The following is a 22534-nucleotide window of genomic DNA, read 5'->3' on the forward strand; positions in this document are numbered from 1 at the left end:
TAGCCGTACGGCGCGCACGCCGCAAGCGGTTGATGCCGGCGGCCTGCGCCTCAGCGCAGGCCTATCTACGTCGTTGCGTGCCGCGCGCAGAGGCGCGACACGCTAGGCCGCAGGGGCTTACTTGATGATCTTGGCCACCACGCCGGCGCCGACCGTACGGCCGCCTTCGCGGATCGCGAAACGCAGGCCTTCGTCCATCGCCACCGGGTTGATCAGGGTGACCACCATCTTGATGTTGTCGCCCGGCATCACCATCTCCACGCCTTCCGGCAGGGTCACGGCGCCCGTGATGTCGGTCGTGCGGAAGTAGAACTGCGGACGGTAGCCCTTGAAGAACGGGGTGTGACGGCCGCCTTCGTCCTTGCTCAGCACATAGACTTCGGACTCGAACTCGGTGTGCGGGGTGATCGAACCCGGCTTGGCCAGCACCTGGCCACGCTCCACGTCGTCACGCTTGGTGCCGCGCAGCAGTAGACCGGCGTTGTCGCCCGCCTGGCCCTGATCCAGCAGCTTGCGGAACATTTCCACGCCCGTGACCGTGGTCTTCTGGGTCGGACGGATACCGACGATTTCGATTTCCTCGCCCACCTTGATCACGCCGCGCTCGATACGGCCGGTCACCACGGTGCCGCGGCCCGAGATCGAGAACACGTCTTCCACCGGCATCAGGAACGGCTTGTCGACGTCACGCTCCGGGGTCGGGATCCAGGTGTCCAGCGCATCGACCAGCTTCAGGATCGCCGGCACGCCGATCTCGCTCTGGTCGCCTTCCAGCGCCAGACGGGCCGAGCCCGAGATGATCGGGGTGTCGTCGCCCGGGAACTCGTACTTGCTCAGCAGTTCACGGACTTCCATCTCCACCAGCTCCAGCAGCTCGGCGTCGTCCACCATGTCGGCCTTGTTCAGGAACACGACGATGTACGGCACGCCGACCTGGCGCGACAGCAGGATGTGCTCGCGCGTCTGCGGCATCGGGCCGTCAGCGGCCGAGCACACCAGGATCGCGCCGTCCATCTGGGCAGCACCGGTGATCATGTTCTTCACGTAGTCGGCGTGGCCCGGGCAATCCACGTGCGCGTAGTGGCGCGAAGCAGATTCATATTCCACGTGCGCCGTCGAAATCGTGATGCCGCGCGCCTTCTCTTCCGGCGCCGCGTCGATCGCGTCGTATGCCTTGAACTCGCCACCGAAACGCTCCGCGCCGATCTTCGTCAGCGCCGCCGTCAGCGTCGTCTTGCCGTGGTCAACGTGACCAATCGTGCCCACGTTCACGTGCGGCTTGGTGCGTTCGAATTTACCCTTTGCCATTGTCTTCTACCTTTTTATCTGTGATTCGTGACGGGAACGCCGGGAGGCACTACAGGCCTCCCGACCCCACTCAGTTCTTCTTGATGACCGCGTCCGCGATGTTCGCCGGCGCTTCCGCGTAGTGGTCGAACTCCATCGAGAACGTGGCGCGACCCTGCGACATCGAACGCAGCGTGGTGGCGTAGCCGAACATTTCGCCCAGCGGCACCATCGCGGCGATCACCTTGCCGGACGGACTGTCGTCCTGACCCTGCAGGATGCCGCGACGACGGCTCACGTCGCCCATCACGTCGCCCAGGTAGTCTTCCGGGGTGACGATCTCGACCTTCATCATCGGCTCCAGCAGGACCGGCTGGGCCTTGCTGAAAGCTTCCTTGAACGCCATCGAGCCAGCGACCTTGAACGCCATTTCGTTGGAGTCGACGTCATGGAACGAACCGTCGACCGCCTTGATGGCGATATCGACCACCGGGAAGCCGGCCAGCGGGCCGCTCTTCATGGCGTCTTCGATGCCCTTGCCCGCAGCAGCGACGTATTCCTTCGGCACCACGCCACCGACGATGGCGCTCTCGTACGAGAAGCCCACCCCGCGCTCGACCGGCGACATTTCGATGACGATGTGGCCGTACTGGCCGCGACCGCCCGACTGACGCACGAACTTGCCGTCCTGCTTGACCGACTTGCGGATCGTCTCGCGGTACGCCACCTGCGGCTTGCCGACATTGGCTTCCACGTTGAACTCGCGCTTCATGCGGTCCACCAGGATTTCCAGGTGCAGCTCGCCCATGCCCGAGATGATCGTCTGGCCGGATTCTTCGTCCGTCTTGACGCGGAACGAGGGATCTTCCTGCGCCAGGCGGCCGAGGGCCAGACCCATCTTCTCCTGGTCGGACTTGGTCTTCGGCTCCACCGCCATCGAGATGACGGGCTCCGGGAACACCATGCGCTCCAGGGTGATGATGTGGTCGAGCGAGCACAGCGTATCGCCGGTGGTGACGTCCTTCAGACCCACCGCCGCAGCGATGTCGCCCGCGCGCACTTCCTTGATCTCGTCGCGCTGGTTGGAGTGCATCTGCAGGATGCGGCCCACGCGCTCCTTCTTCGACTTGACCGGGTTGTACACCGCGTCGCCGGAGTTCAGCACGCCCGAATAGACGCGGAAGAACGTCAGCGAACCCACGAACGGATCCGTCATGATCTTGAACGCCAGCGCCGAGAACGGCTCGTTGTCGCCCGCCTTGCGGCTGTCTTCCTTCTCGTTCTCGTCGATGCCCTGCACCGGCGGACGATCGGTCGGCGACGGCAGCAGCTGGATCACGCCGTCCAGCATGGCCTGCACGCCCTTGTTCTTGAACGCGGAGCCACAGTAGACCGGAATCACTTCCACCTTCAGCGTGCGCTCGCGCAGGCCGGCGATGATCTCGGCTTCGGACAGGTCGCCCTCGTTGAGGTACTTGTCCATCAGCTCTTCGCTGGCTTCGGCAGCCGCTTCGACCATGAAGGCACGATCCGTTGCCGCCTTGTCGGCCAGCTCGGCGGGAATGTCGCGGTACTCGAACTTGGTGCCCTGAGAAGCGACATCCCAATGGATGTACTTCATCTTCAGCAGGTCGATGACGCCTTCAAAGCCGTCTTCGGCGCCAACCGGCACCTGCATCGGCACCGGGTACGCGCCCAGGCGGGTCTTCAGCTGGTCGACGACCTTGAAGAAGTCGGCACCGGTACGGTCCATCTTGTTGACGAACGCAAGACGCGGCACCGCGTACTTGTTGGCCTGGCGCCACACGGTCTCGGACTGCGGCTGCACGCCGCCCACGGCGCACAGCACGAACACCGCGCCATCGAGCACGCGCAGCGAACGCTCGACTTCGATGGTGAAGTCGACGTGGCCGGGGGTATCGATGATGTTGAAGCGGTGCTGCGGCAGCGACTTGTCCATGCCGGTCCAGAACGCCGTGGTGGCGGCGGACGTGATGGTGATGCCGCGCTCCTGCTCCTGCTCCATCCAGTCCATGGTCGCGGCACCGTCGTGCACTTCACCGATCTTATGGCTGACGCCGGTGTAGAACAGGATGCGCTCGGACGTGGTGGTCTTGCCGGCGTCGATGTGCGCCATGATGCCGAAATTGCGGTAACGCTCGATGGGAGTGGTGCGAGCCACGACAGTCTCTCTTTTCTGATGGAGGGCCGGCGGGATGCCAGGGCCTTCCGTGGAGGGCGGATCTTCAGATGGCCGAATGCCGCCTTTCGGCGGCCTTCGGGGTCGGAACGCGGAAGCGCGTCCCAGGGGCACCTAGATGGTGCCGAAGGCCCTTGCTCGCAAGGGCCCGCAGGCCGTTACCAGCGGTAGTGCGCGAACGCCTTGTTCGCTTCCGCCATGCGGTGGGTTTCTTCACGCTTCTTGATGGCGCCGCCGCGGTTCTCGGAGGCATCCATCAGCTCAGCGGCCAGCTTGCGCGGCATGGAGTTCTCGCCGCGCTTGCGGGCGGACTCGATCAGCCAGCGCATCGCCAGCGCCATGCGGCGCGACGAACGCACTTCGACCGGCACCTGGTAGGTGGCGCCGCCGACACGGCGGGACTTCACCTCGACAGCCGGGGAGACGTTGTCCAGTGCCTTCTCGACCAGCTCGAGGGCATTGGGGTTCTTCTCGCCGATGACGTCCATGGCACCGTAGACGATCTTCTCGGCGACGGACTTCTTGCCGCTCAGCATCACCATGTTGATGAAGCGGGCAATCGTCTGGCTGCCGTGCTTGGGGTCCGGCAGGATTTCACGTTGGGGGGCAGAGCCTTTGCGCGACATGTTCGTTTATTCCTTAAGCCTTGGGACGCTTGGCGCCGTACTTGGAACGGCCCTGGCGACGCTTGGCGACGCCCGAGGCGTCCAGCGAGCCACGCACGGTGTGGTAACGCACGCCCGGCAGGTCCTTCACGCGGCCGCCGCGCACGAGCACCACGGAGTGCTCCTGCAGGTTGTGACCTTCACCGCCGATGTAGCTGATGATCTCTTCCTGGTTGGTCAGGCGCACCTTGGCGACCTTGCGCAGAGCCGAGTTCGGCTTCTTCGGGGTCGTCGTGTAGACGCGGGTGCACACGCCGCGACGCTGCGGGCAGTTGTCCAGCGCGGGCGACTGGCTCTTGTACGTGGGGGCCTGCCGCGGCTTGCGGACCAGCTGATTGACGGTTGCCATAGTGGATTCTTCGTGTGAAGGCCGGAGCCTTGTTTGACATGAAAACGAAGGCAGGCCGTATGACGGCCCACCTAGACGGAAAAGTATAGCCGGCAACCCGCCCGACCGTCAACGCGACGGAGGTGGATGCCTGCCAACTGACTGCGATCCCGCCCTTCCTGGGCCGAAAACGAGGCGCGTCCTGCGCCTCTTTTCGTGGTCTGGGGCGGCCCGGAGGCCGCCGGATGGTGCGTTTTAGCTGGCGCTGGACTCCTCGCCGGCTTCGTCGGCGGCGACCACCGGGGCCGCCGGGGCGGCCTCGCTGCTGCCGCCCGACAGGGCGTCCACCTCGGCCTCGGTCAGACCGGAGGCGTTGCGGCGGCGCTGGTTGTGGTACGCCAGGCCGGTACCGGCCGGGATCAGACGACCGACGATGACGTTCTCCTTCAGGCCGCGCAGGCTGTCGCGGGTACCGCGGACGGCAGCCTCGGTCAGCACGCGGGTGGTTTCCTGGAAGGACGCCGCGGAGATGAACGACTCGGTGGCCAGCGAGGCCTTGGTGATGCCCAGCAGCACCGGGTCGTACTTCGCCAGGATCTCATTGCGGGCCGCCAGCTTGGCGTTCTCTTCAATGAAGCGCTGCTTCTCGATCTGCTCGCCCGCCAGGAACTTGCTGTTGCCGGCGTCGGTGATTTCCACCTTGCGCAGCATCTGGCGGGTGATGACCTCGATGTGCTTGTCGTTGATCTTCACGCCCTGCAGGCGGTAGACGTCCTGGATTTCCTTGACCAGGTAGGCCGCCAGCGGCTCGACACCCAGCAGGCGCAGGATGTCCTGCGGGCTCGGCTCGCCGTCCACGATGGTTTCGCCCTTCGCCACGTGCTCGCCTTCGAACACGATGATCTGGCGGAACTTCGGGATCAGCTCTTCATGCTCGGAACCGTCGGTGTCCTTAATGATCAGGCGCTGCTTGCCCTTGGTGTCCTTGCCGAAGCTGATGACGCCGGAGCGCTCGGCCAGGATGGCCGGGTCCTTCGGCTTGCGGGCTTCGAACAGGTCGGCAACACGCGGCAGACCACCGGTGATGTCGCGGGTCTTGGAGGCTTCCTGCGGCACCTTGGTGACCACGTCGCCCACGCCAACGGGCGCGCCGTCCTGCAGGTTGACGATCGAGCGCGGCGGCAGCAGGTACTGCGCCGGCAGGTCGGTACCGGGGATGCTCAGGTCCTTGCCGTCCTTGTCCACGATACGGACGATCGGACGCAGGTCCTTGCCCTGCGAGCCGCGACGCTTCGGATCGGTGATCTCGCGCGAAGCGAGGCCGGTCAGATCGTCGGTCTTCTCGATGACGGTGACGCCGTCGACGAAGTCGACGAAGCGCACGAAACCGGCGACTTCCGACACGATCGGGTGGTTATGCGGATCCCAGTTCGCCACGGCCTGGCCGGCGGTGATCTGGTCGCCGTCCTTGACGGTGATCGTCGCGCCGTAGGGCAGCTTGTAGCGCTCACGCTCGCGGCCATGGCCATCGAGCACCGACAGTTCGCCCGAACGCGAAACCGCGACCAGGCTGCCGTTGGCGTGCTCGACGAACTTGAGGTTGTTGAACTTGATCGAACCGGTCGTCTTGACGGTGATGTTATCGACCGCCGCCGCACGCGATGCCGCACCACCGATGTGGAACGTACGCATGGTCAGCTGCGTGCCGGGCTCACCGATCGACTGCGCGGCGATGACGCCGACCGCTTCGCCGATGTTGACGATGTGGCCACGGGCCAGGTCGCGACCGTAGCAGTGCGCGCAGACGCCGAATTCGGATTCGCAGGTGATGGTGGAGCGCACCTTCAGGGACTGCACGCCGGCATCTTCCAGCTTCTGCACCCAGGCTTCGTCCAGCAGCGTGTTGCGGGTGACGATCGGATCTTCGTCGTTGCCCGGCAGGAACACGTCCTCGGCCACGATGCGGCCCAGCACGCGGTCACGCAGCGGCTCGACCACGTCGCCGCCTTCCACGATCGGGGTCATGGTCAGGCCTTCAACGGTGCCGCAGTCGACTTCCGTGATCACCACGTCCTGCGCCACGTCGACCAGGCGACGGGTCAGGTAACCGGAGTTCGCGGTCTTCAGCGCGGTATCGGCCAGGCCCTTACGGGCACCGTGCGTGGAGTTGAAGTACTCCTGCACGTTCAGGCCTTCGCGGAAGTTCGCCTTGATGGGCGTCTCGATGATCGAACCGTCGGGGCGGGCCATCAGGCCGCGCATGCCGGCCAGCTGGCGGATCTGCGCCTGGCTACCACGGGCGCCGGAGTCGGCCATGATGTACAGCGAGTTCATCGACTTCTCGTTGATGGTCTCGCCCTTGGCGTTCTTCACCTTGTCGGTACCGATGGTGTCCATCATCGCCTTGGCGATGCGCTCGTTGGTGCGCGACCAGATGTCGACCACCTTGTTGTAGCGCTCGCCGGCGGTGACCAGACCGCTCTGGTACTGCTCCTGGATTTCCAGCACTTCCTGCTCGGCTTCGCCCAGGATGCCCTTCTTCTCGGCCGGGATCAGCATGTCGTCGATGCCGATCGAGACGCCGGCGCGCGTGGCGTACGCGAAGCCGGTGTACATCAGCTTGTCGGCGAACACGACCGTGTCCTTCAGGCCCAGCATGCGGTAGCTGGAGTTGATCAGGCGGCTGATGGCCTTCTTGTTCAACTCGGTGTTGGCCAGCGCGAACGGCAGGCCTTCCGGCAGGATTTCGGCCAGCAGCGCACGGCCGATCGTGGTGTCCACGATGCTGGTCTGCTTGCTGCGGTTGCCGTCCTCGTCGATCACGGTGCCGCTGATGCGGACCTTGACCTTCGCGTGCAGCTCGACCGCGCGGTTGTCGTAGGCGCGCTTGACTTCGGCGATGTTGGCGAACGCCATGCCCTCGCCCTTCTTGTTCTCCAGCGCGCGGGTCATGTAGTACAGGCCCAACACGACGTCCTGCGACGGCACGATGATCGGCTCGCCGTTGGCCGGCGACAGGATGTTGTTGGAAGACATCATCAGCGCGCGCGCTTCCAGCTGGGCTTCCAGCGAAAGCGGCACGTGGACGGCCATCTGGTCACCGTCGAAGTCGGCGTTGAACGCGGTGCAGACCAGCGGGTGCAGCTGGATGGCCTTGCCTTCGATCAGCACCGGCTCGAACGCCTGGATGCCCAGGCGGTGCAGCGTCGGCGCGCGGTTCAACAGAACCGGATGCTCGCGGATGACTTCTTCCAGGATGTCCCAGACTTCCGCTTCTTCGCGCTCGACCAGCTTCTTGGCGGCCTTGATCGTGGTGGCCAGGCCGCGACGCTGCAGCTTGGCGAACACGAACGGCTTGAACAGCTCCAGCGCCATCTTCTTCGGCAGGCCGCACTCGTGCAGACGCAGGGTCGGGCCGACCACGATGACCGAACGGCCGGAGTAGTCGACGCGCTTGCCGAGCAGGTTCTGGCGGAAGCGGCCCTGCTTGCCCTTGATCATGTCGGCCAGCGACTTGAGCGGGCGCTTGTTGGTGCCGGTGATGGCGCGGCCGCGACGGCCGTTGTCCATCAGGGCGTCAACCGATTCCTGCAGCATGCGCTTTTCGTTGCGCACGATGATGTCCGGAGCGTTGAGCTCCAGCAGGCGGCGCAGGCGGTTGTTGCGGTTGATGACGCGACGGTACAGGTCGTTCAGGTCGGAGGTCGCGAAGCGGCCACCATCCAGCGGCACCAGCGGACGCAGGTCCGGCGGCAGCACGGGCAGCACGGTCATGACCATCCATTCCGGACGGTTGCCCGACTCCAGGAACGCTTCCATCAGCTTGATGCGCTTGGTGAGGCGCTTCAGCTTGGTCTCGGAACCGGTGCTGGCAATTTCCTCGCGCAGGTTCACCATCTCGGCCTGCAGGTCGATCGTGCGCAGCAGGTCGTAGACGGCCTCGGCTCCCATGGCGGCGTCGAAATCATCGCCGTGCTCCTGGCGCGCCTGCATGAACTGTTCTTCGGTCAGCAACTGGCGGCGCTCAAGCGAGGTCAGGCCCGGCTCGGTGACGACGTAGGCTTCGAAGTACAGCACGCGCTCGATGTCGCGCAGGGTCATGTCCAGCATCAGGCCGATGCGCGACGGCAGCGACTTCAGGAACCAGATGTGCGCGACCGGGCTGGCCAGGTCGATGTGGCCCATGCGCTCGCGGCGCACCTTGGCCAGCGTCACTTCCGTGCCGCACTTCTCGCAGACGACGCCGCGGTGCTTCATGCGCTTGTACTTGCCGCACAGGCACTCGTAGTCCTTGATCGGGCCGAAGATGGCCGAGCAGAACAGGCCGTCGCGTTCGGGCTTGAACGTGCGGTAGTTGATGGTTTCCGGCTTCTTCACTTCGCCGAAGGACCACGAACGGATCAGGTCCGGCGAGGCCAGCGCGATCTTGATCGCGTCGAAGTCCAGCGTCTGGCGCTGCTGGTTGAAGAGGTTGAGCAGGTCTTTCATTTTGTTTCTCCGTCAGGAGGAATCTTTGTCGAGGGCGGGTTGACCGTGTTCGGAAGGCGCGGGAGCGGCAGGCCGCTCCGCGCCGTTGCGATCAGTCTTCCAGTTCCATGTTGATGGCGAGCGAGCGGATTTCCTTCACGAGCACGTTGAAGGATTCCGGCATGCCCGCGACCATCTCGTGGGCACCATCGACGATGTTCTTGTACATCTGGTTGCGGCCCTGCACGTCGTCCGACTTGACCGTCAGCATTTCCTGCAGGGTGTGCGCCGCGCCGTAGGCTTCCAGCGCCCAGACTTCCATTTCACCGAAGCGCTGGCCACCGAATTGCGCCTTGCCGCCCAGCGGCTGCTGGGTGACGAGCGAGTACGGACCGGTGGAACGCGCGTGCATCTTGTCGTCCACCAGATGGTTCAGCTTCAGCATGTGCATGTAGCCGACCGTGGTGTGGCGATCGAACGCTTCGCCGGTGCGGCCGTCGAACAGCTGGGTCTGGCCGCTGATCGGCAGGTCCGCGAGTTCGAGCATGTGCTTGATCTCGGTTTCCGCCGCGCCGTCGAACACCGGGGTAGCCATCGGCACGCCGTCGGTGAGGTTCTTGGCCAGCGCAATCAGTTCGGCATCGCTGAACTGGTCCAGGTCCACGCGGTCCTCGCCCAGCTTCTGGTCGTGGTTGTAGATCTGGGTCAGGAACTTGCGCAGGTCGGCCACCTTGGCCTGGGCTTCCAGCATGTCCTGGATCTTCTTGCCCAGCCCCTTCGCGGCCCAGCCGAGGTGCACTTCCAGCACCTGGCCGATGTTCATACGCGACGGCACGCCCAGCGGGTTTAGCACGATGTCCACGGTCTCGCCGGTGGCCATGTACGGCATGTCCTCGACCGGCACGATGGTCGACACGACACCCTTGTTGCCGTGGCGGCCGGCCATCTTGTCGCCCGGCTGGATGCGGCGCTTCACGGCCAGGTAGACCTTGACCATCTTCAGCACGCCCGGGGCGAGGTCGTCGCCGGCGGTGATCTTGCCGCGCTTGTCGGCGAAGCGACGCTCGAACTCCTTCTCGTGCGCCTGGATCTGCATCTGGGCGCGCTCGATGGCGTCGGACGCGTCATCGTCCTTCATGCGCAGGGTGAACCACTCCGACTTCTTCAAGCCATCGAGGTAGGCGTCGGAGATCGCGTCGCCCTTCTTCAGCGTACCCGGGCCACCGTTGGCGACCTTGCCGACCAGCTGCGAGCGCAGGCGGGCGTAGATGGCGCCTTCCAGGATGCGGAACTGGTCGTCGAAGTCCTTCTTGACGCGCTTGATCTCGTTTTCCTCGATCTGGCGCGCACGCTTGTCCTTCTCGATGCCGTCGCGGGTGAAGACCTGCACGTCGATGACGGTGCCGTCCATGCCCGGGGGCACGCGCAGCGAGCTGTCCTTCACGTCAGAGGCCTTCTCGCCGAAGATCGCGCGCAGCAGCTTCTCTTCCGGAGTCAGCTGGCTTTCGCCCTTCGGCGTCACCTTGCCGACCATGATGTCGCCGGCACGCACTTCTGCACCGATGTACACCACGCCGCTCTCGTCGAGGCGGTTCAGCGCCTGCTCGGAGACGTTCGGGATGTCGGCGGAGATTTCCTCCGGCCCCAGCTTGGTGTCGCGCGCGACGCAAGTCAGCTCTTCGATGTGGATCGTGGTGTAGCGATCCTCTTCCACCACGCGCTCGGAGAGCAGGATGGAGTCTTCGAAGTTGTAGCCGTTCCACGGCATGAACGCGATCAGCATGTTCTGGCCCAGCGCCAGCTCGCCGATGTCGGTCGAGGGACCGTCGGCCAGCACGTCGCCGCGCGCGACCACATCACCCACGTTCACCAGCGGACGCTGGTTGATGCAGGTGTTCTGATTGGAGCGCGTGTACTTGATCAGCGAGTAAATGTCGACGCCGGCATCGGTTTCACCGGAGATTTCGACTTCGTTGACCTTGACCACGATGCGGCCGGCATCGATCTGCTCGACCACGCCGCCACGACGGGCATTCACGGTCACGCCCGAGTCGCGCGCCACGGCGCGCTCGATGCCGGTACCGACCAGCGGCTTCTGCGCACGCAGCGTCGGCACGGCCTGGCGCTGCATGTTGGCGCCCATCAGTGCGCGGTTGGCGTCGTCGTGCTCCAGGAACGGCACCAGCGCCGCAGCGACCGACACGGTCTGCATCGGCGAGACGTCCATGTAGTCCACTTCGCTCGGCGGCTTCAGCAGCGATTCGCCCTGGTGGCGGCACGGCACGAACTGCTCGGTCAGGCGGCTCTTGGCATCGTGCAGCGCGTTGGCCTGCGCGATGACGTACTCGTTCTCTTCGATCGCCGACAGGTATTCGATCTCGTCGGTGATGGTGCCGTCCACGACCTTGCGGTACGGCGTCTCGAGGAAACCGTAGCTGTTGGTGCGCGCGTACACGGCCAGCGAGTTGATCAGGCCGATGTTCGGACCTTCCGGCGTCTCGATGGTGCAGACGCGGCCGTAATGGGTCGGGTGCACGTCGCGCACTTCGAAGCCGGCGCGCTCGCGGGTCAGGCCGCCCGGGCCGAGGGCCGACACGCGACGCTTGTGCGTGACTTCCGACAGCGGGTTGTTCTGGTCCATGAACTGCGACAGCTGCGAGGAGCCGAAGAACTCCTTGATCGCGGCGGCCACCGGCTTGGCGTTGATCAGTTCCTGCGGGGTCAGGCCCTCGGACTCGGCCATCGACAGGCGCTCCTTCACGGCGCGCTCGACGCGGACCAGGCCCACGCGGAAGACGTTCTCGGCCATTTCGCCGACCGAACGCACGCGACGGTTGCCCAGGTGGTCGATGTCGTCCACGGTGCCGCGGCCGTTGCGGATCTCGGTCAGGACCTTGATGACGTCCAGGATGTCCGAGGTCTCGCCCAGGCTGGCGACCAGACGCTTGGCTTCTTCATCGTTGCGCGCGCCGAAGTACTTCTTGTCGTACAGCACGGCTTCGCCGGTGGTTTCCTTGCGGCCCACGCGACGGTTGAACTTCATGCGACCGACGTTGGACAGGTCGTAGCGCTCGAAGGTGAAGAACAGGTTGTGGAACAGGTTCTGCGCGGCATCCTTGGTCGGCGGCTCGCCGGGACGCATCATGCGATAGATCTCGACCAGCGCTTCGAGCTGCGTCTTGGTGGGGTCGATGCGCAGGGTATTGGACAGGTACGGACCGCGATCCAGGTCGTTGACCCACAGCGTACCCACGGCATCCACGCCGGCCTTGCGGAACTTGGTCAGCTGGTCGTCGGTGATTTCATCGTTGGCGGCGGCCAGCAGCTCACCGGTGTTGGCGTCGATCACGTCGTGCGACAGGATGCGGCCGACCAGATATTCGTCCGGCACGGCCAGAGCGGCGATGCCCGACTGTTCCAGCTGCTTCACGTGGCGCGCGGTGATGCGCTTGCCGGCTTCCACGATGACCTTGTCACCGTCGGCCAGGTCGAAGTTCAGCGTCTCGCCGCGCAGGCGCTCGGCGACGAGCTCGAGCTGCACGCCTTCCGGCAGGATGTGGAAGGTGTTGACGTCGAAGAACTCGTTGAGCATTTCTTCGTTGTTGTAGCCCAGCGCGCGCAGCAGGATCGAAACCGGCAGCTTGCGGCGACGGTCGATACGCGTGAACAGCGCGTCCTTCGGGTCGAACTCGAAGTCCAGCCAGGAGCCGCGGTAAGGGATGATGCGGGCGCTGTACAGCAGCTTGCCCGAGCTGTGCGTCTTGCCACGGTCGTGGTCGAAGAACACGCCCGGCGAACGGTGCAGCTGCGACACGATCACGCGCTCGGTGCCGTTGACGATGAAGGTGCCGTTGTCGGTCATGAGCGGAATCTCGCCCAGATAGACCTCCTGCTCCTTCACGTACTTGATCGCCTTGGTGGACGACTCACGGTCGTAGATCACCAGGCGCACGGTCACGCGCAACGGAGCACCGTAGGACAGGCCACGGTTGCGGCACTCGCGCTCGTCGAACACCGGCTCGCCGAGCTTGTAGCCGACGTATTCCAATGCGGCATTGCCGCTGTAGCTGGCGATCGGGAAGACCGACTTCAGCGCTGCGTGCAGGCCCTTGTCGTCGCGCTTGGCGGGATCGGCGTGTTCCTGCAGGAATTCGCGGTAGGAATCGACCTGGATGGCCAGCAGGAACGGGACCTCGAGGATCGACCGCTGCTTGCCGAAATCCTTGCGGATGCGCTTCTTTTCGGTGAACGAATATGTCGTCATGTGACTGTGCCTTTGGCAGCGTGGGGCGCGCGTCCGCGACCTCACGGGGGGACATTCTTTCGAACGGGTGAATTTTCAGTTGGAAGTCGCTGGTATTGCCGGCACCAGCACGCCTTCTGCCGCTACTTCCAACTACAAACTCGCATTTACATCACTGCATCTTGAAACGACCGAAGGCCAGGGGCTTTCGCCCCCGGCCTCGGGTTGTCGCCTGAGCAATCCGGCGACGGATACGACTTACTTGACTTCGACGCTCGCACCAGCGGCTTCGAGTTCCTTCTTGAACTTGTCGGCGTCTTCCTTCGACACGGCTTCCTTCAGGACGCCACCGGCCTCGGTGAGGTCCTTGGCTTCCTTCAGGCCCAAGCCGGTGATGGCGCGAACGGCCTTGATCACGTCGACCTTCTTGGCGCCGGCATCCTTCAGGACGACGGTGAATTCGGTCTGCTCTTCGACCGGGGCGGCGGCGGCGGCCGGACCGGCAGCGGCGACGACCGGGGCGGCGGCGGAGACGCCGAACTTCTCTTCGATGGCCTTGACCAGCTCCATCACTTCCATCAGGGTCTTGCCGGCAATGGCGTCGACGATCTGTTCGTTGGAAAGGGACATTGTGTTTACCTTTGGAAATTATCTGGGATTAGGGTTCGTAGAACCGTAGAAGACGTCGAATCAGGCTTCGGCCGGGGCTTCGGCAGCGGCTTCCGCCGGTGCTTCGCCACCACCCTGCTTGTCGGCCACGGCCTTGACGGCACGGGCGAACATCGAGGCCGGCTCGGCCAGGACGCGGGCCAGCATGGCCAGGGCCTGATCGCGGGTCGGCAGCGACGCCAGGACTTCCACATGGCTGGCCGGATACAGCTGACCACCCACGGAGACGACCTTCGGCTGAAGCTTGTCGTTACCCTTGGCGAATTCCTTGATCAGGCGACCGGCAGCGCCGGGCTCCTCGGTCGAGAACGCATACAGCAGCGGACCGACGAGCTTGTCCTGGACAACCTCGAACTCGGTACCGGCCACGGCACGCACGGCCAACGTGTTCTTGACAACTTTCAAGTACACGCCGGTCTCGCGAGCCTTCTTGCGCATCGCGGTCATCTGACTGACCGTGGTGCCTGCGTATTCGGCGGCGACCAGGGAGTGCGCCTTGGCGGCGACGTCTGCCAGTTCGGCGACTACTTCTTGCTTCTGGGACAGATTGAGAGCCATACACTCCTCACTTATTGACTCCGCTCGCGGCTCCTGCCGTTCGCGGTCCTGGACGGCACCCCTCCGTGGGTACCGGGGACGCAGAGGTCCCGGCGGTGGCCTGTCTGACTGGCGACCTGGCGGTCGTGCTCCAGAAAACTTCCAGAAGGCGGCACCATCTACGCAGGCGCATCCCCCGAGGGGAATGGATTAAGCGATCCCGCTAGCCACGACGGCGATTCCCTGCCAGCACGAGCTTCCCTGCCCGTCGTCGTTGCGCGCTGACCGCACCTGCGGTCTTTGACGGCTGTCGCTCGCACCGGTCTCCCGGCCTGGGCGACTGCCCTCAAAATTCGTTGCGCCCTGCCCCGCGTCGCGAGGCAGGGGTGATGCGATTACTTCAGGGACAGCGAGGACTGGTCCACGGTCACGCCGGGACCCATGGTCGAGCTGACCGAGATCTTCTGCAGGTACTGGCCCTTCGAGGTGGCCGGCTTGGCCTTCACCAGGTCGATCAGCAGCGCCTGCAGGTTCGACTTCAGCGCTTCGTCGTCGAAGCTCGCCTTGCCGATCGTGCAATGGATGATGCCGGCCTTGTCGGTGCGGTAGCGCACCTGGCCCGACTTGGCGTTCTTCACCGCCTCGGCAGGGTTCGGCGACACGGTGCCGACCTTCGGGTTCGGCATCAGGCCGCGCGGGCCCAGGACCGTACCCAGCTTGCCGACCACGCGCATCGCGTCCGGCGTGGCGATGACCACGTCGTAGTTGATGTCGCCGGCGAGCATCTTCTCGGCCAGGTCGTCCATGCCGACGGCTTCGGCGCCAGCGGCGGCGGCTTCGTCAGCCTTCGCGCCGGCCGGGGCGAACACCGCCACGCGGACCGACTTGCCGGTACCGGCGGGCAGCACGGTGGAGCCGCGCACCTGCTGGTCGGACTTCTTGGCGTCCACGCCCAGGCGCACGGCGACGTCCACGGACTCGACGAACTTGGACTTGACCGCGGTCTTGATGATCTTCAGGGCCTCGTCAATGGCGTATGCCTTGCCGGGGGTCACGGCGGCCAGGATGGCCTTCTGTCGCTTGTTCTGTGCCATCTCTTAACCCTCTACCGTCAGGCCCATGGAGCGGGCGGAACCCGCGATCGTGCGCACCGCTGCGTCCAGGTCGGCCGCGGTCAGGTCGGGTTCCTTCGCCTTGGCGATGTCCTCGAGCTGCTTGCGGGTGACCTTGCCCACCTTCTCGGTGTTCGGGCGCTTGGAGCCGGACGTGATGCCGACGGCCTTCTTCAGCAGGATCGACGCCGGGGGCGTCTTCGTGATGAAGGTGAAGGTACGGTCGGAATAGGCCGTGATGACCACCGGAATCGGCAGACCCGGCTCCAGCTTCTGCGTGGCGGCATTGAACGCCTTGCAGAATTCCATGATGTTCAGGCCGCGCTGACCCAGCGCAGGACCGACCGGCGGCGAGGGGTTGGCCTGACCGGCCTTCACCTGCAGCTTGATGTAACCGACAACTTTCTTTGCCATGTGAGTACTCTCCGGGTGCTAGCGCCTGTGAAGGCTCCCCATCGGACCGGGAAAATCACGCGTCCCGGCATCGCGTATCTCGAACGCGCCAACGGCCGCCCAAAGGCGGCCACGGCTCCTGCCCGGCCAGCCGTTCAGGGAGCCGCGCAGTATAACAGGGTTTTGGCGGGCCCGCTCGAGCGGGCCCGGCCACCGGATCAGGCCTTCTCGACCTGTCCGAATTCCAGCTCCACCGGGGTGGAGCGGCCGAAGATCAGCACTGCGACGCGCAGGCGGCTCTTCTCGTAATTGACTTCCTCGACCACGCCGTTGAAGTCGTTGAACGGGCCATCGGTGACGCGCACCATCTCGCCCGGCTCGAACAGGACCTTCGGCTTCGGCTTTTCGACGCCTTCCTGGACGCGGTCGAGGATGGCCGCAGCTTCCTCGTCGCGGATCGGCAGGGGGCGGTCGGCGGTGCCGCCGATGAAACCCAACACCTTGGAGGTGTCCTTCACAAGGTGCCAGCTCTCGCTGTCCATGCGCGGGATGCCGCCTTCGTCGTGGGTCTCGATCTGCACCAGCACGTAGCCGGGGAAGAACTTGCGCTCGGAACGACGCTTCTGGCCGGAGCGCATTTCCACGACCTCTTCGGTCGGGACCAGTACGTCGCCGAACTTCTCCTGCATGCTGTCGCGGACGATGCGGTCACGCAGGGCCTGGGCTACCGACTTCTCGAAGCCCGAATAAGCATGGACGACATACCAACGCTTCACTGAGGCGCTCTCCTTAACGGCCAAAATTCAAGAACAGCTCGATCGCCTTCTGGATGGCGAAATCGAAGCCGGCCAGGATCAGGCTGAGCAGGATGACCACCACGATGACCACCCACGTCGTGCGGGTCGCCTCTTCGCGGGTCGGCCACACGACTTTGCGCAGCTCGAAGCGGGACTCAGCCAGGAACTCGCGCGTATCGCGGCCCTTAGCGGTACCCAGGAACACCAGGGCGCCCAGCACGAGGCCCGCAACCACAGCGAGCGAACGCAGCGGCGTGGCCCATTGGCCATTAAAGAACCACCAGGCCACCAGGCCCGCCACGACCAGCGCAAGCGCCAGCACGTACTTGGCGATATCGCCCGCGGAGGTGGCGGTCGCTTTGGATTGTTCGACCTTGCTGTTCAAGTCAGTGTCGCTCTTTTGCTCTGGAGGGAGTGGCGGGAATCCCGCACTCCGCGGGGAAGGAAGTGGCACGCCAGGAGGGACTCGAACCCCCAACCTGCGGTTTTGGAGACCGCTGCTCTGCCAATTGAGCTACTGGCGTATCGATACAGCTACAACCTTCCCTTAGACGGCGAAGGCGGACCGAGGTTCCGGCCCGCCCTTCGCGCTATCCGGCGAACCCGTCGCCGGGACCGCAGGGGCTTACTTGATGATCTTGGCCACCACGCCGGCGCCGACCGTACGGCCGCCTTCGCGGATCGCGAAACGCAGGCCTTCGTCCATCGCTACCGGGTTGATCAGGGTGACCACCATCTTGATGTTGTCGCCCGGCATCACCATCTCCACGCCTTCCGGCAGGGTCACGGCGCCCGTGATGTCGGTCGTGCGGAAGTAGAACTGCGGACGGTAGCCCTTGAAGAACGGGGTGTGACGGCCGCCTTCGTCCTTGCTCAGCACATAGACTTCGGACTCGAACTCGGTGTGCGGGGTGATCGAACCCGGCTTGGCCAGCACCTGGCCACGCTCCACGTCGTCACGCTTGGTGCCGCGCAGCAGTAGACCGGCGTTGTCGCCCGCCTGGCCCTGATCCAGCAGCTTGCGGAACATTTCCACGCCCGTGACCGTGGTCTTCTGGGTCGGACGGATACCGACGATTTCGATTTCCTCGCCCACCTTGATCACGCCGCGCTCGATACGGCCGGTCACCACGGTGCCGCGGCCCGAGATCGAGAACACGTCTTCCACCGGCATCAGGAACGGCTTGTCGACGTCACGCTCCGGGGTCGGGATCCAGGTGTCCAGCGCATCGACCAGCTTCAGGATCGCCGGCACGCCGATCTCGCTCTGGTCGCCTTCCAGCGCCAGACGGGCCGAGCCCGAGATGATCGGGGTGTCGTCGCCCGGGAACTCGTACTTGCTCAGCAGTTCACGGACTTCCATCTCCACCAGCTCCAGCAGCTCGGCGTCGTCCACCATGTCGGCCTTGTTCAGGAACACGACGATGTACGGCACGCCGACCTGGCGCGACAGCAGGATGTGCTCGCGCGTCTGCGGCATCGGGCCGTCAGCGGCCGAGCACACCAGGATCGCGCCGTCCATCTGGGCAGCACCGGTGATCATGTTCTTCACGTAGTCGGCGTGGCCCGGGCAATCCACGTGCGCGTAGTGGCGCGAAGCAGATTCATATTCCACGTGCGCCGTCGAAATCGTGATGCCGCGCGCCTTCTCTTCCGGCGCCGCGTCGATCGCGTCGTATGCCTTGAACTCGCCACCGAAACGCTCCGCGCCGATCTTCGTCAGCGCCGCCGTCAGCGTCGTCTTGCCGTGGTCAACGTGACCAATCGTGCCCACGTTCACGTGCGGCTTGGTGCGTTCGAATTTACCCTTTGCCATGGCTGCTAGTTCTCGAGTGAATCGTCAATGGGAAGTGGTGCTCACGAAAGGAATCGAACCTTCGACCTCCTCCTTACCAAGGAGGTGCTCTACCGACTGAGCTACGTGAGCGTGAAACCGTTTGGTGTTGCCTGGACTTGCTGCAGACCCTGTACTGGCGTTCAGTGGAGCGGGAGACGGGAATCGAACCCGCACTAGTAGCTTGGAAGGCTACAGTTCTACCATTGAACTACTCCCGCACCGGGAGACCACTACAACTCAAAACAACAACGAAAAACTGGTGGAGGGAGGTGGATTCGAACCACCGAAGGCGTAAGCCAGCAGATTTACAGTCTGCCCCCGTTGGCCGCTTGGGTATCCCTCCGGGATCACCGGACTGACCGGCCAGGCGGCCAAATCAAACCAGGGTGAAACAGCCCGAGATTTTGGCGTGTGCGGACCCGTCTGTCAACGCGCCCGACGCACTTTTTTCTCAGACGTTGAATCGGAAATGGAGGACGTCGCCTTCCTGCACGCGGTACTCCTTGCCTTCCAGCCGCAGCCGGCCGGCGTCGCGTGCACCCGCCTCGCCCCGATACTTCAGGAAGTCGTCGAACGCGATGGTCTCGGCGCGGATGAAGCCCTTCTCGAAGTCCGTATGGATGACGGCCGCCGCCTGGGGGGCCGTGGAGCCGGCCTTCACCGTCCAGGCGCGCACTTCCTTCACGCCGGCCGTGAAGTAGGTCTGCAGGCCCAATAGCGTGTACGCGGCCCGGATCACCCGGTTCAAGCCCGGCTCGTCGAGTCCGAGGTCGGTCAGGAACGCATCGCGGTCGGCATCGTCGAGCTGGGAGAGCTCTTCCTCGATGGCGGCCGACACCGGCACCACCTGGGCACCCTCGGTCACGGCACGGGCACGCACCGCCTCGAGGTGCGGGTTGTTCTCGAACCCGTCCTCCAGCACGTTGGCCACGTACATCACCGGCTTCAGGGTCAGCAGGAACAGGTCGCGAACCAGCGCCTTCTCTTCGTCGTCCAGGCCCAGCGCACGGCCGGGCTTGCCGTCGTTGAGGCCGGCCTGCAACTTCTGCAGCACGGGCTTGCGTGCGATCGCGTCCTTCTCGCCCGCCTTCGCGGAACGCTCGGCGCGGTTCAACGCCTTTTCCACGCTTTCCAGATCCGCCAGCGCCAGCTCGGTATCGATCGTCTCGATGTCCGAGATCGGATCGATCCGGTTGTTGACGTGGATGACGTCGTCGTTCTCGAAGCAGCGCACCACGTGGGTGATCGCGTCCACTTCACGGATATGCGCGAGGAACTTGTTGCCCAGGCCTTCGCCACTGGCCGCGCCGGCCACCAAACCTGCGATATCGACGAATTCCACGGCGGTCGGGATGACCTTCTGCGGCTTGACGATGTCAGCGAGCTGATTGAGGCGCAGGTCCGGCACCGGCACCACGCCTACGTTCGGCTCGATGGTGCAGAACGGGAAGTTGGCCGCGGCGATACCCGCCTTGGTCAGCGCATTGAACAGGGTGGACTTGCCGACGTTCGGCAGGCCGACGATGCCGCATTTGATGCCCATATCGTGAATCCGTCTTGATGATTCGGGATTCGGCACTCGCGGCAAAGCCGGAATCCCGAATCCCCAATCAACCCTCAGGCCTTGGAGGTGTGCAACCGCTTCATCGCTTCGTTGAAATCGCCCTGCACCGCCAGCGGCAATGCATCCATCGCATCGTCGATGGCGCGCGCGATCAGGATTTCGTCGTCCTTGCCCGGCTTGCCGAGCACCCACCCGGTGACGCGATCCTTGTGCCCGGGATGGCCGATGCCGATCCGCAGGCGATGAAACTTGCCATGCCCCAGGTGCTGCATGGTGTCGCGCAATCCGTTCTGGCCGCCATGGCCGCCGTCGAACTTCAAGCGTGCGGCGCCCGGCGCCAGATCGAGCTCGTCGTGCGCCAGCAATGCCTCTTCCGGCGCGATCTTCCAGAAGCGCAGCGCGGCGGCGACCGACTTGCCGCTCAGATTCATGTACGTGGCAGGCTTGAGCAGCCAGACCGGCTGCCCCGCCACGATGATCTTGGCCGTTTCGCCGAACAGCTTGCTGTCCAGGCCGAACCGCTCACCCTGCCGCTCCGCCAGGGCGTCGACAAAATGGAACCCGGCGTTGTGCCGGGTTCGGGCATGTTCGGCACCGGGATTGCCCAGTCCGACGATGAGGCGCAAGCCTGCCATGGGGGACGCACCGCGCACCTGCGCCCGCCGAAGCGGGCGCAGGATCACGCGATTACTTGTCGTCCTTCTTGGCGACCTTGGAAGCCGGCACGTCGGCCGATTCCGCCGGGGCTTCTTCGGCTTCTTCCTTGCCGTGCTTGGCGATCACGACGGCGACGTCGTGTTCCTTGCCCAGCTTCAGCTCGGGAATGGTGACGCCGGCCGGCAGCTTCACTTCCGACAGATGGACCACCGCGCCGATGGCCAGGTCGACCAGGTCGATCTCGATGAATTCCGGCAGGTCCTTCGGCAGGCACTCGACGACGACTTCGTTCAGTTCGTGGGTGACCACGACTTCGGCGGACTTGCCGGCCGGCGACTTGTCTTCGTTGAGGAAGTGCAGCGGCACCGCAGTGCGCAGCGTCTCGTTCTCGTTCACGCGCTGGAAGTCCAGGTGCATGATCTGCTGCTTGAACGGGTGGCGCTGCATGTCACGCAACAGGACCTTCTGGATGTCGCCGTTGAGGCTCAGGTCCAGGATCGACGCGTAGAACCAGTCGTGCTGGGAGGCCAGCCAGACTTCGTTGTGGTTCAGCTGGATGCTGACCGGCTTCAGTTCGCCACCGTAGACGATGGCAGGCACGGTGCCCGCGTGACGGAGGCGGCGGCTCGCACCCTTACCCTCGTCTTCGCGGCGCTCGACCTTGATTTCATGTGTCTTAGCCATTTGCTTCACTACCTAGGTTGTTGGACCGCCTTTCGGCGATCTGATGAAGGCTCATCCGCGACCAGATGAACCCGAAAAGCCACACCCCGGTGAACCGGCGCGCGGCGGAGACTCAATCCACGTACAACGAGCTGACCGATTCGCCGAAGGCGATGCGGCGGATCGTTTCCGCCAGCAGTTCCGCCACCGACAGCTGGCGGATCTTGCTGCAGCCCTGCGCCTGCGGCGAGAGCGGGATGGTGTCGGTGACGACGAGTTCGTCGAGCACCGAGTTGTTCAGATTGTCCACTGCCGGGCCCGAGAGCACGGGGTGGGTGCAGTACGCCGCCACCTTGTTGGCGCCGTGCTGCTTCAGCGCCGCAGCCGCGGCGCAGAGTGTGCCGGCAGTGTCGACGATGTCGTCCACCAGCACGCAGTCCTTGCCTTCCACGTCGCCGATGATGTTCATCACCGTGGCCACGTTGGCGCGCGGACGGCGCTTGTCGATGATCGCCAGGTCGGCGTCGTCCAGGCGCTTGGCGACCGCGCGGGCGCGGACCACGCCACCCACGTCGGGCGACACGACCAGCAGGTTTTCCGTGCCGTAGGCGCGCCAGATGTCGGCCAGCAGCAGCGGCGACGCATACACGTTGTCGACCGGAATATCGAAGAAGCCCTGGATCTGGTCGGCGTGCAGATCGACCGTCAGCACGCGATCCGCGCTGACCGCACCGAACATCTTCGCCGCCACCTTCGCCGTGATCGGCACGCGCGAAGAGCGCATGCGGCGATCCTGGCGCGCGTAGCCGAAATACGGCACCACCGCGGTGACGCTGCTGGCCGATGCGCGCTTCAGCGCGTCGATCAGGACCAGCAGCTCCACCAGGTTCTCGGCGCTCGGCGCACAGGTCGGCTGCACGACGAACACTTCCTGCCGGCGCACGTTTTCCTGGATCTCCACCTGCACTTCGCCGTCGGAGAACCGGGACACCAGCGCCTTGCCGGGACGCACGCCCAGCTCGCGGCAGATGCTGTTCGCCAACGGCTTGTTGGCGTTGCCGGAGAACACAAGCAGGTTACGTTCGTCTTGCATGGTCGTCTCGGCGGATGCGGCT

At 64.6% G+C, this 22534-nt stretch carries 17 protein-coding genes and 4 tRNA genes; all 21 read right to left on the minus strand.

Going from position 1 to position 22534, the window contains the following annotated elements:
* Nucleotides 1-117 precede the first annotated feature (117 nt).
* Complete coding sequence (gene tuf / locus BM365_RS05725; protein ID WP_093487369.1) at nucleotides 118-1308, minus strand: elongation factor Tu; 1191 nt, start codon at nucleotides 1306-1308, stop codon at nucleotides 118-120.
* A 70-nt stretch (nucleotides 1309-1378) separates the two neighbouring features.
* Nucleotides 1379-3469 (minus strand): elongation factor G, encoded by a 2091-nt coding sequence (fusA, locus tag BM365_RS05730; protein ID WP_093487371.1) that lies wholly within the window; start codon nucleotides 3467-3469, stop codon nucleotides 1379-1381.
* A gap of 176 nt (nucleotides 3470-3645) precedes the next feature.
* Complete coding sequence (rpsG, locus tag BM365_RS05735; RefSeq protein WP_093487373.1) at nucleotides 3646-4113, minus strand: 30S ribosomal protein S7; 468 nt, start codon at nucleotides 4111-4113, stop codon at nucleotides 3646-3648.
* Nucleotides 4114-4126: 13 nt separating this feature from the next.
* Complete coding sequence (gene rpsL / locus BM365_RS05740) at nucleotides 4127-4501, minus strand: 30S ribosomal protein S12 (protein WP_055945224.1); 375 nt, start codon at nucleotides 4499-4501, stop codon at nucleotides 4127-4129.
* A 234-nt stretch (nucleotides 4502-4735) separates the two neighbouring features.
* Complete coding sequence (gene rpoC, locus BM365_RS05745; protein ID WP_093487375.1) at nucleotides 4736-8968, minus strand: DNA-directed RNA polymerase subunit beta'; 4233 nt, start codon at nucleotides 8966-8968, stop codon at nucleotides 4736-4738.
* Nucleotides 8969-9059: 91 nt separating this feature from the next.
* The gene (gene rpoB / locus BM365_RS05750; RefSeq protein WP_093487377.1) at nucleotides 9060-13211 is read right to left on the minus strand and encodes a DNA-directed RNA polymerase subunit beta; all 4152 of its coding nucleotides are present in this window, start codon (nucleotides 13209-13211) and stop codon (nucleotides 9060-9062) included.
* A gap of 237 nt (nucleotides 13212-13448) precedes the next feature.
* Nucleotides 13449-13820: a 50S ribosomal protein L7/L12 gene (gene rplL, locus BM365_RS05755; protein WP_056879077.1), complete on the minus strand. Its 372-nt coding sequence runs from the start codon at nucleotides 13818-13820 to the stop codon at nucleotides 13449-13451.
* A 60-nt stretch (nucleotides 13821-13880) separates the two neighbouring features.
* The gene (rplJ, locus tag BM365_RS05760; RefSeq protein WP_093487379.1) at nucleotides 13881-14417 is read right to left on the minus strand and encodes a 50S ribosomal protein L10; all 537 of its coding nucleotides are present in this window, start codon (nucleotides 14415-14417) and stop codon (nucleotides 13881-13883) included.
* 374 nt (nucleotides 14418-14791) lie between these two features.
* Nucleotides 14792-15490 (minus strand): 50S ribosomal protein L1, encoded by a 699-nt coding sequence (gene rplA, locus BM365_RS05765; RefSeq protein ID WP_093296322.1) that lies wholly within the window; start codon nucleotides 15488-15490, stop codon nucleotides 14792-14794.
* 3 nt (nucleotides 15491-15493) lie between these two features.
* Nucleotides 15494-15922, minus strand: a complete 429-nt coding sequence (gene rplK / locus BM365_RS05770) for a 50S ribosomal protein L11 (RefSeq protein ID WP_055945202.1) — start codon at nucleotides 15920-15922, stop codon at nucleotides 15494-15496.
* A gap of 197 nt (nucleotides 15923-16119) precedes the next feature.
* On the minus strand, nucleotides 16120-16677 hold the full coding sequence (gene nusG, locus BM365_RS05775) for a transcription termination/antitermination protein NusG (RefSeq protein WP_056879080.1): 558 nt from the start codon (nucleotides 16675-16677) through the stop codon (nucleotides 16120-16122).
* A gap of 13 nt (nucleotides 16678-16690) precedes the next feature.
* Complete coding sequence (gene secE, locus BM365_RS05780) at nucleotides 16691-17083, minus strand: preprotein translocase subunit SecE (RefSeq protein ID WP_093487381.1); 393 nt, start codon at nucleotides 17081-17083, stop codon at nucleotides 16691-16693.
* 63 nt (nucleotides 17084-17146) lie between these two features.
* A tRNA-Trp gene (locus BM365_RS05785) sits at nucleotides 17147-17222 on the minus strand.
* A gap of 101 nt (nucleotides 17223-17323) precedes the next feature.
* Nucleotides 17324-18514, minus strand: coding sequence for an elongation factor Tu (tuf, locus tag BM365_RS05790; RefSeq protein ID WP_093487369.1), 1191 nt, complete (start codon nucleotides 18512-18514; stop codon nucleotides 17324-17326).
* Between the two features lie 35 nt (nucleotides 18515-18549).
* Nucleotides 18550-18625, minus strand: a tRNA-Thr gene (locus BM365_RS05795).
* A 54-nt stretch (nucleotides 18626-18679) separates the two neighbouring features.
* Nucleotides 18680-18753: transfer RNA gene (locus BM365_RS05800), tRNA-Gly, on the minus strand.
* Between the two features lie 39 nt (nucleotides 18754-18792).
* A tRNA-Tyr gene (locus BM365_RS05805) sits at nucleotides 18793-18878 on the minus strand.
* 108 nt (nucleotides 18879-18986) lie between these two features.
* The gene (gene ychF, locus BM365_RS05810; RefSeq protein WP_093487383.1) at nucleotides 18987-20078 is read right to left on the minus strand and encodes a redox-regulated ATPase YchF; all 1092 of its coding nucleotides are present in this window, start codon (nucleotides 20076-20078) and stop codon (nucleotides 18987-18989) included.
* Nucleotides 20079-20152: 74 nt separating this feature from the next.
* Complete coding sequence (gene pth, locus BM365_RS05815) at nucleotides 20153-20734, minus strand: aminoacyl-tRNA hydrolase (protein WP_093487385.1); 582 nt, start codon at nucleotides 20732-20734, stop codon at nucleotides 20153-20155.
* Nucleotides 20735-20786: 52 nt separating this feature from the next.
* Entirely contained in the window at nucleotides 20787-21440 is a 654-nt protein-coding gene (locus BM365_RS05820; protein ID WP_093487387.1) for a 50S ribosomal protein L25/general stress protein Ctc, read from the minus strand.
* Between the two features lie 112 nt (nucleotides 21441-21552).
* Nucleotides 21553-22512 (minus strand): ribose-phosphate diphosphokinase, encoded by a 960-nt coding sequence (locus tag BM365_RS05825; RefSeq protein WP_055940747.1) that lies wholly within the window; start codon nucleotides 22510-22512, stop codon nucleotides 21553-21555.
* Between the last annotated feature and the right edge of the window lie 22 nt (nucleotides 22513-22534).

The organism is Pseudoxanthomonas sp. YR558 (assembly GCF_900116385.1).
Classification (GTDB): Bacteria; Pseudomonadota; Gammaproteobacteria; order Xanthomonadales; family Xanthomonadaceae; genus Pseudoxanthomonas_A.

Coding starts and splice junctions, on each gene's coding strand:
- tuf (WP_093487369.1), bottom strand. CDS start 1,308: ATGGCAAAGGGTAAATTCGAACGCACCAAGCCGCACGTGAACGTGGGC.
- rpsG (WP_093487373.1), bottom strand. CDS start 4,113: ATGTCGCGCAAAGGCTCTGCCCCCCAACGTGAAATCCTGCCGGACCCC.
- rpsL (WP_055945224.1), bottom strand. CDS start 4,501: ATGGCAACCGTCAATCAGCTGGTCCGCAAGCCGCGGCAGGCCCCCACG.
- rpoC (WP_093487375.1), bottom strand. CDS start 8,968: ATGAAAGACCTGCTCAACCTCTTCAACCAGCAGCGCCAGACGCTGGAC.
- rpoB (WP_093487377.1), bottom strand. CDS start 13,211: ATGACGACATATTCGTTCACCGAAAAGAAGCGCATCCGCAAGGATTTC.
- rplL (WP_056879077.1), bottom strand. CDS start 13,820: ATGTCCCTTTCCAACGAACAGATCGTCGACGCCATTGCCGGCAAGACC.
- rplJ (WP_093487379.1), bottom strand. CDS start 14,417: ATGGCTCTCAATCTGTCCCAGAAGCAAGAAGTAGTCGCCGAACTGGCA.
- rplA (WP_093296322.1), bottom strand. CDS start 15,490: ATGGCACAGAACAAGCGACAGAAGGCCATCCTGGCCGCCGTGACCCCC.
- rplK (WP_055945202.1), bottom strand. CDS start 15,922: ATGGCAAAGAAAGTTGTCGGTTACATCAAGCTGCAGGTGAAGGCCGGT.
- tuf (WP_093487369.1), bottom strand. CDS start 18,514: ATGGCAAAGGGTAAATTCGAACGCACCAAGCCGCACGTGAACGTGGGC.
- ychF (WP_093487383.1), bottom strand. CDS start 20,078: ATGGGCATCAAATGCGGCATCGTCGGCCTGCCGAACGTCGGCAAGTCC.
- pth (WP_093487385.1), bottom strand. CDS start 20,734: ATGGCAGGCTTGCGCCTCATCGTCGGACTGGGCAATCCCGGTGCCGAA.
- BM365_RS05820 (WP_093487387.1), bottom strand. CDS start 21,440: ATGGCTAAGACACATGAAATCAAGGTCGAGCGCCGCGAAGACGAGGGT.
- BM365_RS05825 (WP_055940747.1), bottom strand. CDS start 22,512: ATGCAAGACGAACGTAACCTGCTTGTGTTCTCCGGCAACGCCAACAAG.